The sequence below is a fragment of the Paenibacillus sp. EB106-06-01-XG199 genome, assembly GCF_058791575.1.
Window position 1 is genome coordinate 257,104 of sequence record NZ_JBYTDQ010000001.1, and the last position, 14,222, is coordinate 271,325.

Sequence of the window (14,222 nt, forward strand, 5' to 3'; positions counted from 1 at the left end):
CCTGCTCACTAGAGGGGAGGCGTTTATGATGAAGCAAAGAAAGGTGCCGCTGCGCAAGTGCGTTGCAAGCCAGGAGATGATGCCCAAAAAAGAGCTGATTCGCGTGGTTAGAACGCCCGAGGGCGAAGTGCTGATCGACCTGACAGGCAAAAAGTCAGGCCGGGGCGCTTATATCTGCGGCAAGCTTGAATGCTTTAAACTGGCACAAAAGAATAAAGCACTTGACCGTGCGTTAAAATGTCAAGTGAGTCCTGAAATCTATGCCCAGCTTGCCCGGGATTTTGCATCCGTGGAGGAGCAATTTTTGGCAGCAAAGGATAGTGAGGACGATGAGTAAGGCACTTTCTTATTTAGGGCTTGCGATGAGAGCAGGCAAGATTGTCACCGGCGACGAGGCCGTGCTTAAAGCGGTACGGTCTTCAGAGGCGAAGCTGGTCGTTCTGGCGGGTGACGCTTCAGATAATACCCAAAAAAAGTTCCGTGATAAATGCGGAACCTACGATATTCCACTAGTAATCGCATTTCACCGGGATGAACTCGGTGCAAGTATTGGTAAAGACCAGCGCGTTGTGCTGGCCGTTACGGATAAAGGATTCGCGGAAATGATCTCCAAGCAACTCGGAGATACTGTCGGAGGTGGAGTTATTGACTAAAGAAGACAATAAAGATAAGCTGCGCGTTTATGAATACGCGAAATCTTTGAACATGAGCAGTAAAGAAATTATTACAATTCTGAAGCGTTTGGATGTCCCTGTGAATAATCATATGAGTGTCATGGAGAATGGCTCTGTGACCAAAGTAGAACAGTTCTTCAAGGATATTAAGTCAAACGCTGCAGCCAAGCGGGATCCCGGCACCAGCAGCCGGCCGGTAACTACCGGCTCGGTAACAGCCGAACCTCAAAGTGCTCAGAATGCCAACAAAAATCAACCGGAAAAGCAGGTAGGTATGAACAGTAACCAAAACAACAACCAATCGACGACGTCCCCAAGGCCCCAAAGCGGACAAGATTCCCGCAGAACAACAACAGGCTCCACTCAAAATTCCCGCCCTCAGGGCAGCTCCACTAGCGGCAGCCGTCCGCAAGGCAGCTCCACTAGCAGCAGCCGTCCGCAAGGCAGCTCCACTAGCGGCAGCCGTCCGCAAGGCAGCTCGACTAGCAGCAGCCGCCCGCAAGGCAGCTCCACTAGCAGCAGCCGTCCGCAAGGCAGTTCGACCGGCGGCAACCGTCCGCAGGGCAGCTCGACTGGCGGCAGCCGCCCGCAGGGCAGCTCGACTGGCGGCAGCCGTCCGCAAGGCAGCTCGACTGGCGGCAACCGTCCGCAAGGCGGCTCGACTGGCACCCGTCCGCAAGCTCAAGGCGGCGCACCACGCACTGGCGATAACCGTCCGCAAGCTCAAGGCGGCGGCACCGGCGGAGACTTCTCACGTGGCGGTGGCGGTGACAGAGGCGCTAAGAGAAACACTACAGGCGGCAGACCGAACAACAACAGCGGCCAAAAGCGCTTTGAAGACGGCAAAGGCGGCAACTACCGCGGCCGTGGCGGCAAGAACAACCGTGGCAGAAACCAGTCAATGGAACGCCGCGAAAAGATTGACAACACACCGAAGAAAATTATCGTACGCGGCAGCATGACCGTTGGTGAAACTGCCAAGCTGCTTCATAAGGATGCTTCTGAAGTGATCAAGAAGCTGATCTCGATGGGTGTTATGGCAACCATCAACCAGGAACTTGATATTGACACCATTCTGCTGCTGGCCGGTGAGTTCGGCGTAGAAGTAGAAGTGAAGATTCCAGTGGATGAAGACAGCTTCGAGACCGTTGAAGAGAATGACTCCGAAGAGGATCTTCAGGCTCGTCCTCCGGTAGTAACGATCATGGGTCACGTTGACCATGGTAAAACAACACTGCTTGATGCCATTCGTTCCACGAACGTAACTGGCGGCGAAGCTGGCGGAATTACTCAGCATATCGGTGCTTATCAAGTTGAAATCAACCACAAGAAAATCACATTCCTGGATACACCGGGTCACGAAGCGTTTACCGCGATGCGTGCTCGTGGTGCCCAAGTAACAGATATGACGATTATCGTAGTAGCTGCCGATGACGGTGTAATGCCTCAGACGGTTGAAGCCATCAACCATGCAAAAGCTGCAGGTCTTCCGATTATCGTTGCAGTCAACAAAATCGACAAGCCGGGTGCAGACCCTGATAAGGTAAAGCAAGAGCTTACAAGCTATGAGCTGGTTCCGGAAGAGTGGGGCGGAGACACCATCTTCGTTAACCTGTCGGCCAAACAGCGCTTCAACCTGGAAGAACTGCTGGAAATGATCCTGCTCGTTGCTGAAGTGAATGAGTACAAGGCTAACCCGGACAAACGGGCACGCGGTACTGTAATCGAAGCTGAGCTTGACAAGAACCGTGGACCGGTTGCCCGTATTCTCGTGCAGAACGGTACGTTGAAAGTCGGGGACGCTTTTGTAGCAGGTAACTGCTTCGGACGCGTACGCGCCATGGTTAATGACAAAGGACGCAAGATCAAGGAAGCAGGTCCTTCCACACCTGTGGAAATTACCGGTTTGACTGAGGTGCCTCAGGCAGGCGATCCGTTTATGGCCTTTGAAGATGAGCGTAAAGCCCGTGCTATCGCAGACAGACGTTCTACAACCCAGCGTCAGTCCGAGCTGAACACGAATACCCGTGTAACCTTGGATGACCTGTTCAAGCACATCAAGGATGGCGAGATCAAAGACCTGAACGTAATCATTAAAGCGGACGTGCAGGGATCGGTTGAAGCGCTGAAAGGCTCTTTGGCCAAGATCGAAGTCGAAGGTGTACGCGTGAAGATCATTCACAGCGGTGCAGGTGCCATTACGGAATCTGATATTACACTCGCTGCTGCATCCAATGCTATTGTTATCGGCTTCAATGTTCGTCCGGATGCCCAGACGAAAGCGGCTGCCGAGCAAGAAAAAGTGGATGTTCGTCTGCACAACATCATCTACAACGTAATTGAGGAAATTGAAAGTGCGATGAAAGGGATGCTTGATCCGATCTATAAAGAGAACGTTATCGGTCATGCAGAAGTGCGCAACGTCTTCAAAATCAGCAAAGTGGGTACCATTGCAGGTTGTATGGTTACTTCCGGCAAAATTGCCCGCAATGCCGAAATGCGCTTGATCCGCAGCGGTATCGTTGTCTTCCAAGGCAAGATCGACACCTTAAAACGTTTCAAAGATGATGCCAAAGAAGTGGCGCAGGGTTATGAATGCGGCATAACTTTGGAACGCTATAATGACGTCCAAGAGGGCGACATTATCGAAGCGTTCATTATGGAAACGGTAGAGCGCTAAGCGAAGAGGTGAATATAGATGTCTAAAATCAGAGCGGGACGGGTTGGCGAACAGATCAAGAAAGAACTGAGCCAGCTTATCCAAAGCGGACTGAAGGACCCGCGCATCGGGTTCGTAACAGTAACAGGGGTAGATGTAACGAACGATCTCTCGCAGGCCAAGGTATACCTGAGCGTGTTCGGAGACGAAGAGCAGAAGAGCGATTCGCTAAAAGCGATTGAGAAAGCCAATGGCTTTCTCCGCTCCGAGCTTGGCAAGGCAATCCGCCTGCGCCACACGCCTGAGCTGATCTTCAAGATGGACGAATCCGTTGCTTACGGAAGCCATATTGAGAAGCTGCTCGGCGAGATCGGCAAGAACCAAGAAAGTTAGGAAAATAAAGGAGACGGCGAATGCAGAGCTATGAACAAAGTCTCCAGCAGACCCGTAAGTTTCTGCTGGAACACGACGATTATCTTGTAGTGTCGCATGTTCAGCCGGACGGAGATGCAGTCAGCTCCACCCTCGCGGTGGGCTGGCTTCTCTCATGTCTGGGCAAAAAATATACTATGCTGAATGAAGGCCCGATTCCCAAACGGATGGAATACTTATGGCATGCCGATGAGATTGTCAATCTGGCGGACGGTGAATTGCCCCGGACGTACAGTAACGTCATTTGCGTCGATTGTGCAGATTTTCAGCGTGTGGGGCTGACCCAGCGCTTTTTTGCTCAGGATGCCCTTATCGCAAACATTGATCATCATCCCACCAACAACGGTTACGGATTCGTTACGCTGATTAAGCCGGATGCTGCTGCCACTGCTGAAATTTTGTTCGACCTGCTGAAGACGTTTGAGGTGGAATGGGATATAGATATTGCTACAGCAATCTATACAGGATTGCTGACCGATACCGGCGGCTTCCGCTACACCAATACCTCACCTAAAGTGATGGCGGCTGTCTCTGAGCTGCTGGCACTGGGAGTTAACGGTCCCGAGCTGGCGGAGACGTTGCTGGAGGAAATGACATTAGCTCAGGTGAAGGTGCTGAACCGGGCACTGAACACTTTGCAATTAACTCCGCAGGGCGATGTTGCCTGGGTTTATGTAACACCACAGGATATGCTCGAATGTAATGCCGCCAATGAGGATCTTGAAGGCATTGTTAATTATCCGCGTAATATCCGCGGTGTAGAGGTCGGTATGCTGTTCAAGGTCATCGATGAGACTGCTGTGAAGGTCAGCCTGCGTTCGGCCGGCAAGGTCGATGTCGCGGCGCTGGCTCAAGTCTTCGGAGGCGGAGGACATACCCGCGCAGCAGGTGCCCGGGTTGAGGGGACGCTGGAGCAGGCAATACCACGGGTGCTGGAGGAGGTCAGACGTCTTTTATGAGTGAGCTTACAGGTGTTTTGGCTGTTTTTAAGCCAGCAGGGTACACTTCACATGATGTTGTGGCCAAAGCCCGGCGGATTCTTGGTATGAAGCGCATCGGACACACCGGAACTCTGGATCCTCAAGTGACAGGCGTATTGCCGCTTTGTCTTGGAAGGGCAACCCGGGTTGTGGAGTATATCCAGGAGCTGCCTAAGGAATATGTAGCCACACTGAGACTAGGTATGGCAAGCGATACCGAAGACTTAACCGGGACCATTACGGAAAGTGTGGATGAAGTGAAAGTTACCGAGGAAGAAGTTCTGGCGGTACTGAACTCCTTTAAAGGAGTAATCTCTCAGATTCCCCCGATGTACTCGGCGGTGAAAGTGGAAGGCAAACGCCTCTATGAGCTGGCTAGAGAAGGCAAGACTGTAGAGCGAAAGAGCCGTGAAGTGGAGATTTACGAAATTGAGATGACGGATATGGTGTACAGCGGCAATTATCCCGATATTACCTTCCGTGTGCTGTGTTCCAAGGGTACATACATCCGTACGCTTTGCGTAGATATCGGCCGGGCGCTTGGAGTGCCCGGTGTGATGGTCAAGCTGGAACGGACGATGTCCGCAGGGATATCTGCCAGTCACTGTCTAACTCTTGAGCAAATTGCCGAGCATAAAGAAGCAGGCACACTCGATGAACATCTGATCGCGGCGGATGAAGCGATTTCCCATCTGTCCCGGCATTCGGTAATGGATGAGAAGAGGAAGGCCGCCCTGCAGGGGCAGCGCCTTTCAACACGTTACGTAGCACCTGAAGTAAAGCAGGCCGGCCATTTTCGGCTTTATGATCTACAGGGAGAGTTCCTGGGCATTTATGAATTGGATGACACAGGAGCTATAGCCCCTGTAAAGGTATTCGCACAAGCATAATATTAATTTTATTAGTGAATTGTAGGTGAGAAACAGCGTGAGAACCGTAACCTTAAGTTATCCAATGCCAGCGGAGACCGCAGCGCAGTGGGCGCAGCCGCAAGTGACTGCCCTTGGCCAGTTTGACGGACTGCACCGCGGACATGCCAGCGTCATTACTTCCGCTGTAGCTCTGGCCCGTAAACAAGGCGTACCGGCAGCAGTCATGACCTTTCATCCTCATCCCAAGGATGTAATGGGCAAAGGTGACTATGATGGATATTTGACCCCAGCGAAGGACAAGCAGGAACTGCTTGCCGGCATGGGGGTCGATATTTTGTATGTAATTGAATTTAATGAGCAGCTGTCCCGGGTTAGCCCGCAGGATTTTGTCTCTGTAATGCTGCTGCCGCTGCATATTGTAACTGCAGTTATCGGCTTCGATTTCCGCTTTGGCTACATGGGCGAAGGGGATGCCGATATGCTCCGTGAGCTGGGGGACGGTGTGATGAATGTGGAGACGGTGCCTCCTTTTCTGCTTGAAGGAGAGAAGGTAAGCAGCTCCGGCATTCGGAAGAGCCTTCAGAACGGAGATCTAACTCTGGCCAACGCATGGTTTGGGCGCTGCTATCATCTGCGCGGAGTTGTAGGGCACGGCGAGAAGAGAGGCCGCACGATTGGTTTTCCGACTGCAAATCTTCAGCTTGAAGACCTTTATGTCATCCCGGCTAAAGGGGTGTATGCAGTGCGGGTCTTTTATAAGGAAGACGTTCTGTACGGCGTAATGAATGTCGGCGTGAAGCCAACGTTCCATGAGGGGATGATTGCCCCGAGCTTTGAGGTGCATCTGTTTGATTTTGCAGGAGACATCTATGAAGAGGAACTTAGGGTAGAACTGGTCTCCTTTATCCGGCCTGAGCGTAAATTTGAGTCGATTGATGCCCTGATTTCACAGATTGCTGCAGATGCCGAAACGGCTAAAGAGCTGCTGGGCTATCATTCTTAATCTGCACGGGACAAGCCGTTTACTTTTCTTTCCGATAATGCTATACTGATTAACGTTGCTGGAAAAACAGCATCATAACCATAGCTTGGTTGCGCGTTCTCACCGACGGTGACGAGGCTACTGGCGATTATAATGAAGGAGGTGAACAGGATGGCATTGACTCAAGAACGTAAACACCAATTGATCGACGAGCACAAAACTCATGAATCCGATACTGGATCCCCTGAGGTGCAAGTTGCTATCCTTACGGAGAACATCGTTAATTTGACTGACCACTTGCGTACGCACAAGAAGGATCATCATTCCCGTCGCGGATTGCTGAAGATGGTTGGACAACGTCGTAAACTGCTGGCGTATTTGAAGAACAAAGACATCAGACGTTACAGCGCCCTGATCGAAAAACTGGGATTGCGTCGTTAATTTTCCATAAGATTACCCTTAAAGCAGCCTGGTTGTATACCGTATGTCCTTCTCGGAGCGACAGCGGGACAGCCGGGTTGCTTTTTGAAAATTTAGGGAAAACTTTTACAATTAGGCAAGCTTAACTTATTCGCAAAAACGGCTATTTTACCTCTTATGGAGGACAAGCCGTTTTTGCTTGTATAAAACATAGAGAACCGGCCCTTGACCCCAAAGTGATCAAGACATCCGTTTCAACAATGACAATTCACTGAACCTGCGATAATGTACAGCGGGTCTACTACCATTCAAGGAGGGATTTTATGGAACAACGTGTAGAAATGCAGCTTGGCGGAAGACGCCTTGTGCTGGAAACAGGCCGACTGGCCAAACAAGCGAACGCAGCCGTAATGGTTCGTTACGGAGATACTGCTGTATTGTGTACGGTTACAGCGTCTAACGAACCTAAAGATCTGGATTTTTTCCCGCTTACGGTTAACTATGAAGAAAGATTATACGCAGTGGGTAAAATCCCGGGCGGATTTATTAAACGCGAAGGCAGACCGAGTGAGAAGGCTATTTTGTCCAGCCGTCTGACTGACCGTCCGATTCGTCCGCTGTTTCCGGAAGGATTCCGCAATGACGTGCAAGTATTGAATATGGTTATGAGCGTGGATCAGGATTGTGCGCCGGATATTGCTGCTATGATCGGTACTTCCGCAGCACTCAGTATTTCCGATGTTCCTTTCAATGGTCCTATCGGCGGTGTGGCTGTCGGCCGCATTGACGGTCAATTCATCATTAATCCTGACGTTGCACAGCAGGCTGCAAGTGACATCTACGTGGTGGTAGCAGGAACTAAAGACGCCATCATGATGGTGGAAGCGGAAGCCAACGAAGTGCCGGAAGATGTAATGCTGGAAGCCATCATGTTCGGTCATGATGAAGTCCGTAAGATCGTAGCAACAATTGAGCAGCTGGTAGCGGTTGCCGGCAAAGAGAAGATGGCTGTGAAGCTGCATGCGGTTAACGCTGATGTCAACACAGAGGTTCGCGCTTATGCTGAAAGCCGTCTGGTAGATGCCGTGAAAATTGCCGAGAAGCACGCCCGTCAGGATGCCATCGACTTGGTCAACAATGAAACGGTGGAGTATTTCGTTGAGAAATACATAGAGACACCTGAACTTCTTAAAGATGTGAAGGAAGTCCTGCACGATATCGTGAAGGATGAAGTCAGACGTTTGATTACACATGATAAGATTCGCCCGGATGGCCGTAAGCTGGATGAAATCCGTCCGATTGAATGTGATACTTCCCTGCTTCCGCGTACGCACGGTTCCGGACTGTTCACCCGTGGACAAACACAAATCCTTAGCGTATGTACACTGGGTGCACTGGGTGATGTACAGATTCTTGACGGTATTGATCCGGCAGAAACCAAACGGTTTATGCATCACTACAATTTCCCTCCGTTCAGCGTAGGGGAGGCACGTCCGCTTAGAGCACCGGGACGCCGCGAGATTGGCCACGGAGCCCTTGGAGAACGCGCGTTGTCCAAAGTCATTCCTAGTGAAACCGAATTCCCGTACACCATCCGTTTGGTATCTGAAGCGATTGAATCCAACGGATCTACTTCCCAGGCAAGTATCTGCGCAAGCATTCTGGCAATGATGGATGCGGGTGTGCCGATCAAAGCCCCTGTAGCGGGAGTAGCGATGGGTCTGATCAAGGATGGAGAGCATGTGTCAATCCTGACAGATATTCAAGGTATGGAAGATCATCTTGGCGATATGGACTTCAAGGTAGCAGGTACGGCTGAAGGTGTAACGGCGATCCAGATGGATATCAAAATCGACGGCATCGACCGTAAAATCCTGCAGGATGCTTTGCAGCAGGCTAAAGAAGGACGTATGTTCATCTTGGGCAAAATGATGGAAGCTATCTCCGAGCCTAGACCAAGCTTGTCGAAATACGCTCCTAAGATCATTATCATCAATATCAATCCGGACAAGATCCGTGATGTTATCGGTGCAGGTGGTAAGATTATCAATAAAATCATTGAAGAAACCGGCGTGAAGATCGACATCGAACAGGATGGCCGTGTCTTTATCGGATCTTCGGATGAAGAAATGATTCAGAAAGCCCGCGGCATTATCGAAGGCATTGTGCGTGAAGTGCAGGTCGGCGAAATTTATGTGGGTACCGTTAGACGCATCGAGAAGTTCGGCGCATTTGTTGAACTGATTCCGGGTAAAGATGGATTGGTGCATATTTCCCAGCTCTCCACTGAGCGCGTAGCTAAGGTAGAAGATGTTGTTGCCATCGGCGACACTATCACTGTAAAAGTTACCGAAATTGACCAGCAGGGCCGTGTGAATCTGTCGCGCAAAGCGGTATTGACTTCGGAAAGCGGAGCAAAGGCGTAAGCCGGCCTCTCCCTTTTGGAAACAGTGTCAATTGTATAATTGAGAAGAGACAGAAGCTTATGCATTCTGGCTCTTTTTTAAAAATATAAGAATTTATAGGCTTCACACTATAAATTATCCTTATATTTCTCGGGCCCCACTTTGTGGGGTTATTTTAATTTGCGTAAGGCGCAGGTTGTATGCATATTCTTCTCCAACCATACATAGGCTGGGACAAAGCGTCCTTGCACCCTGTGCGGGGACGAGCGTGAGACGTTTCTGCCGGGGAGGAAAGACGTCATGAAGACGGAAAAAGCTGCGCTTGTGCTTGCCTGTATTGCTGTAGTAATCGGCCTTGGCAGTACATTTGGACCGGTGAAGGAAATGCTGGCCGAGCTTAAGCCGCAGGATGGACTGGCTGTGTGGAGTAATATTCCGAAAGAGCGTGATCAGGAGCTGCGTTCTTTGATTGAAAGCAAAGCGGCCAAGCTGAATGCCGCACCGGTGGATGCTGTTGTAGACCGGGTGTGGAAGGCAATTCCAGGTTATAATGGCCTTGAAGTGGATGTAGAGGCCACGTACCGCAGTACACTGCTGCAGGGGGCGGGAGAGGGTCTGAAATGGGTGTACCGGCAAATCCCGCCAAAGGTGTCGCTGAATGATCTGGGTGCTCACCCGATTTACCGGGGGAATCCGGCTAAGCCGATGGTCTCGCTGATGATCAATGTAGCATGGGGCAATCAATTCATTGTACCGATGCTTAACATTTTGGATGAGGAAAAGGTAAAGGTGACCTTTTTTCTGGATGGAAGCTGGCTTAGCCATAACCGGGAGCTTGCGGCCGAGATGCTGAAACGCGGGCATGAGATGGAGAATCATGCGTATACCCATCCCAATATGAGCACTTTAAGCCGGGCCCGGGCGACCGCCGAGATTGAGAAAACAAAGAGTCTGCTGAAAGAGAGTCTTGGAGTAACCAATACCTGGTTTGCGCCTCCGTCCGGTGATTTTGATCAGGAAACAGTGGATATCGCCGCCTCATTGGGGCTGAAAACGGTGCTGTGGACACTGGATACCGTCGATTGGCGTAACCCTTCTCCAGAATCCGTTGTCGTTAAAATCAGCAGCCAGTCCGAGCCGGGCACATTGATATTGATGCATCCGACAGCTTCCTCCTCCAAAGCGCTGAGAGGCATGATCCGGGGGATTAAAGCTAAAGGTCTTCAGCTGGGTACGGTCAGTGAAACACTGTCAGCGGAGCGGCTGGCCCCTTCAGAAGTTGAGTGAGCGGTTAATTTCTGGTAGGATAAGAGTCGCGCGTAACAAATACAAAGATAGATACAGGGCTATGCCAGGAGGACGTAGAAGTGGAAAAAATAGTATTGTCGAACGGCCTGCGGGTGGTTACGGAGAAAATTCCTACCGGACGCTCCGTTTCCTTTGGAATCTGGGTCAAGAATGGCTCCCGCAATGAGAACCCGCTGAATAACGGGATTTCACATTTTATCGAACACATGCTTTTTAAAGGCACCGACCGGTTCAGTGCCAAGGATATTGCCGAGCAGTTTGATGCGATTGGCGGCAACGTCAACGCATTTACCTCGAAGGAATATACATGTTATTATGCAAAAGTATTGGATGAGCATCTGCCGATCGCCGTGGATGTGCTGTCCGATATGTTTTTCCGCTCGCGGATTGATGCCGAAGAGCTGGCCAAGGAGAAAAATGTCATCCTGGAGGAAATCGCCATGTGCGAGGATACGCCGGATGATCTGGTACATGATCTGATGTGCGCTGCGGCGTACGGCGAGCATCCGCTGGCTTATTCCATTCTGGGCCTGAAGGAACGGCTGGCGGACATGACGGCCGATGATCTCCACGCGTATATTAAACAGCAGTATACCATTGAGAATACGGTAATCAGCGTAGCAGGCAATATCAATGACGGACTGGTTGAACTGTTGGAGGCCCATTTCGGATCATTCGATAATCATGGTGAATCCGCGCCTTTGACAGCTCCTGATTTCCATGGCGAACTGCTGTTTCACCGCAAAAAGACGGAGCAAAACCATATTTGCCTTTCCCTCCCGGGCGTAGAGGGCGGCGGGCCGCTGCAATATGCCATGGTGCTGCTGAATAATGCCATCGGCGGCGGGATGAGCTCCAGAATGTTCCAAGAGATTCGCGAAAAACGCGGTTTAGCCTATTCCGTATACTCCTATCACAGCTCCCAGGCAGACAGCGGCCTGTTTACCGTCTATGCCGGCACTGCGCCGAAGCAGACCAAAGAGGTGACGGAGCTGATCAAGGAAATGATGCATGATCTTGCCGTTAACGGTCTTAGCGAAGATGAACTGAGAAAAGGCAAAGAGCAGCTCAAGGGAAGCCTGATCCTCAGCCTGGAGAGCACCAGCAGCCGGATGAACCGGATTGGCAAAAATGAGCTGATGCTTGGAAGGCATGATACACTTGACGATATGATCACCAAAATCGGACTCGTCACTATGGATGATATCAATCGATTACTGGACCACATGTTTGCTGAGCCCCTCGCATTAGCGATGGTCGGCTCCTCTGATAAAGCTATTGCCAATGTTAGGAGAGATGATCTTGTCTTATTACGTTCAAATTAACAAACTGCCCGGCAACGAAGATGTGCTGCTGCCCCGCAAAATGTCAGAACAGGCTTCCGGCTATGATCTGTATGCGTCTGTGGACGGTGAGGTTGTGCTTGCTCCGGGCGAGCGGGCCCTGATCCCTACGGGAATTTCGCTGGCGATGCCGGACGGGCTGGAGGCGCAGATCCGTCCGCGCAGCGGCCTTGCTCTAAAGCACGGCATTACCTGTCTGAATACTCCGGGAACGATTGATGCCGATTACCGTGGTGAAATTAAAGTTTTACTGATTAACCTGGGTCAGGAGCCTTTTGCCATCGCACGCAATGAGCGGATTGCCCAAATGGTGTTCCAGGCCGTGCCGTCCGTGAACATGGTGGAGGTGGACGAGCTGTCCGAGACACAACGCGGCGCCGGAGGCTTTGGCCATACGGGCAAATAGCAGACGGAATTTTTGTTTTATTCATACCTGGAGCTTGCGGATGTAGCCTGTAAAGGCCTTCTTCGCAGGCTTTTTTTGTTGAATTGACCTTGATTTGAGTCAATCCATTTATCAGTTTCCCCTGTATTTCTTCTCTGCTCTTCACCCATGGGCGGCCCCCGGCATAAGATGATTTATAGTCGATAGTGTATGTGGAAAGGAGCGTCATCCCTATGCTTACTGGCATCAGGATCGTGTTCCTGGGCGGGGACGCGAGACAGATTGAAGTGATTCGGAAATGTGTGGAAATGGATGCGACGGTAAGTGCTGCCGGATTCGATAAGTGGGAATCCCCTAGCCCGGGGGTGAACCTGGCAGAGCTGTCGGCAGAGCTCTTAGGCAATGCGGATGTGCTGGTACTGCCAACCGTTGGTTGTGATGATGAAGGGAATATTAATGCGCTGTTCTCCTCTCACCGTCTGCAGCTGCTGGATGAGCACATCGCTGCGATGCCGTCCCGATCCACGGTGTATACCGGTATGGCCAAAAGCTACTTGCGCAGCCTGTGCGCCAGACATTCGCTAAAGCTGGTGGAACTGCTAAACCGGGACGATGTGGCGATATACAACTCCATCCCTACAGCAGAAGGCGCGCTGGTTATGGCCATTCAGAATACCGATTTTACTATTCATGGTTCCACATCGATGGTACTCGGGATGGGAAGAACCGGGTTTACGATGGCGCGGGCGCTTCAAGGGCTCGGTTCCAGCGTAAAGGTGGGGGTAAGAAGACAGGAGCATTATGCGCGGGCGGAAGAGATGGGCTGGAAGCCTTTTATGACAGGTGAGCTGCTGCTTCATGTGCCGGATGTTGATCTAATCTTCAATACCATCCCAAGCATGATTATTACCGCGCAGGTGTTATCCCGCCTTCAGAGGCACTGCGTAATTATTGATTTGGCCTCCGCACCGGGCGGATGTGATTTCCGCTATGCGGAGAAGCGCGGGATTAAAGCGATGCTGGCTCCGGGATTGCCCGGGATCGTTGCCCCCAAGAGCGCCGGAATTATTATGGGTAGTGCGCTGGTACAGTCGATATCTGACGAGACTACAATCAGGGGGGACGATTAAATGGATTGGCATGGTAAAACAGTAGGTTATGCAATTACCGGTTCACATTGCACGTTTGCCGAAGTGATGCCGCAGATTCAGCGCTTTATGGACGACGGTGCAAATGTGGTGCCGATTGTTTCCGCATCGGTGCTGAACACGGATACCCGCTTCGGCACATCGGAAAATTGGTTAAAACAGTTGAAAGATATAACAGGGAATGATATCATTTCTACAATTGTTGAAGCGGAACCGCTGGGTCCTTCCAAGCTGCTGGACGTTCTGACGATCGCCCCTTGCACGGGGAATACGACGAGCAAATTGGCGAACGCCATGACAGACAGCCCTGTACTGATGGCAGCAAAGTCCCAGATGCGTAACGGTCGGCCGCTAGTGCTGGCCATCTCCACGAATGACGGCCTTGGCCTGAATGCGGCGAATATTGCAAAGCTTTTGGTAGCCAAACATATTTATTTTGTGCCGTTCGGCCAGGATAATCCTGTAGGCAAGCCCAACTCGCTTGTAGCACGTATGGATCTCATACCCGAGGCCTGCTACGCAGCTTTGCAGGGCAATCAGCTGCAGCCGATGATTATCGAACGGTTTCATTCAGCATAATTAGCATGTTTCGATACATTAATCATGCTCGAACA

13 protein-coding genes and 1 pseudogene are annotated in these 14,222 nt (G+C 51.1%); all 14 read left to right on the forward strand.

Features of this window, described 5'->3' with window-relative positions:
- The first annotated feature begins 28 nt into the window (after positions 1–28).
- The 14 genes and pseudogenes from rnpM to AC3WT9_RS01545 all read left to right on the forward strand — a co-directional run bounded on the left by rnpM (position 29) and on the right by AC3WT9_RS01545 (position 14,187).
- Positions 29–337 carry an RNase P modulator RnpM gene (gene rnpM / locus AC3WT9_RS01480; protein ID WP_038593419.1) on the forward strand — a complete coding sequence of 103 codons (309 nt, stop codon included), beginning with the start codon at positions 29–31 and terminating at the stop codon, positions 335–337.
- A pseudogene (locus tag AC3WT9_RS01485) lies at positions 330–648 on the forward strand (YlxQ family RNA-binding protein); the annotation flags it as partial. The gene rnpM and the pseudogene AC3WT9_RS01485, both read left to right, overlap by 8 nt.
- Positions 646–3,354, forward strand: coding sequence for a translation initiation factor IF-2 (infB, locus tag AC3WT9_RS01490; RefSeq protein WP_492407477.1), 2,709 nt, complete (start codon positions 646–648; stop codon positions 3,352–3,354). The pseudogene AC3WT9_RS01485 and the gene infB, both read left to right, overlap by 3 nt.
- Positions 3,355–3,372: 18 nt before the next feature.
- Positions 3,373–3,726 carry a 30S ribosome-binding factor RbfA gene (gene rbfA / locus AC3WT9_RS01495; protein ID WP_341093963.1) on the forward strand — a complete coding sequence of 118 codons (354 nt, stop codon included), beginning with the start codon at positions 3,373–3,375 and terminating at the stop codon, positions 3,724–3,726.
- 20 nt (positions 3,727–3,746) lie between these two features.
- Positions 3,747–4,724 carry a DHH family phosphoesterase gene (locus AC3WT9_RS01500; protein WP_038593408.1) on the forward strand — a complete coding sequence of 326 codons (978 nt, stop codon included), beginning with the start codon at positions 3,747–3,749 and terminating at the stop codon, positions 4,722–4,724.
- Entirely contained in the window at positions 4,721–5,635 is a 915-nt protein-coding gene (truB, locus tag AC3WT9_RS01505; protein WP_341093961.1) for a tRNA pseudouridine(55) synthase TruB, read from the forward strand. The genes AC3WT9_RS01500 and truB overlap by 4 nt, the downstream gene beginning before the upstream one ends.
- A gap of 37 nt (positions 5,636–5,672) precedes the next feature.
- Positions 5,673–6,620 (forward strand): bifunctional riboflavin kinase/FAD synthetase, encoded by a 948-nt coding sequence (locus AC3WT9_RS01510; protein WP_341093960.1) that lies wholly within the window; start codon positions 5,673–5,675, stop codon positions 6,618–6,620.
- Between the two features lie 150 nt (positions 6,621–6,770).
- Positions 6,771–7,040 (forward strand): 30S ribosomal protein S15, encoded by a 270-nt coding sequence (gene rpsO / locus AC3WT9_RS01515; RefSeq protein WP_019910460.1) that lies wholly within the window; start codon positions 6,771–6,773, stop codon positions 7,038–7,040.
- 302 nt (positions 7,041–7,342) lie between these two features.
- Positions 7,343–9,445, forward strand: a complete 2,103-nt coding sequence (gene pnp, locus AC3WT9_RS01520) for a polyribonucleotide nucleotidyltransferase (protein ID WP_341093959.1) — start codon at positions 7,343–7,345, stop codon at positions 9,443–9,445.
- 279 nt (positions 9,446–9,724) lie between these two features.
- Positions 9,725–10,711: a polysaccharide deacetylase family protein gene (locus AC3WT9_RS01525; RefSeq protein WP_492407245.1), complete on the forward strand. Its 987-nt coding sequence runs from the start codon at positions 9,725–9,727 to the stop codon at positions 10,709–10,711.
- A gap of 80 nt (positions 10,712–10,791) precedes the next feature.
- Complete coding sequence (locus AC3WT9_RS01530) at positions 10,792–12,057, forward strand: M16 family metallopeptidase (protein WP_341378932.1); 1,266 nt, start codon at positions 10,792–10,794, stop codon at positions 12,055–12,057.
- Positions 12,035–12,481 (forward strand): dUTP diphosphatase, encoded by a 447-nt coding sequence (gene dut / locus AC3WT9_RS01535; RefSeq protein WP_197073606.1) that lies wholly within the window; start codon positions 12,035–12,037, stop codon positions 12,479–12,481. Before AC3WT9_RS01530 ends, dut begins: the two co-directional genes overlap by 23 nt.
- A 212-nt stretch (positions 12,482–12,693) precedes the next feature.
- A complete protein-coding gene (gene dpsA / locus AC3WT9_RS01540) occupies positions 12,694–13,590 on the forward strand; it encodes a dipicolinate synthase subunit DpsA (protein ID WP_341093956.1) in 897 nt (298 codons plus the stop codon).
- On the forward strand, positions 13,591–14,187 hold the full coding sequence (locus tag AC3WT9_RS01545) for a dipicolinate synthase subunit B (protein WP_038593383.1): 597 nt from the start codon (positions 13,591–13,593) through the stop codon (positions 14,185–14,187).
- Positions 14,188–14,222 lie beyond the last annotated feature (35 nt).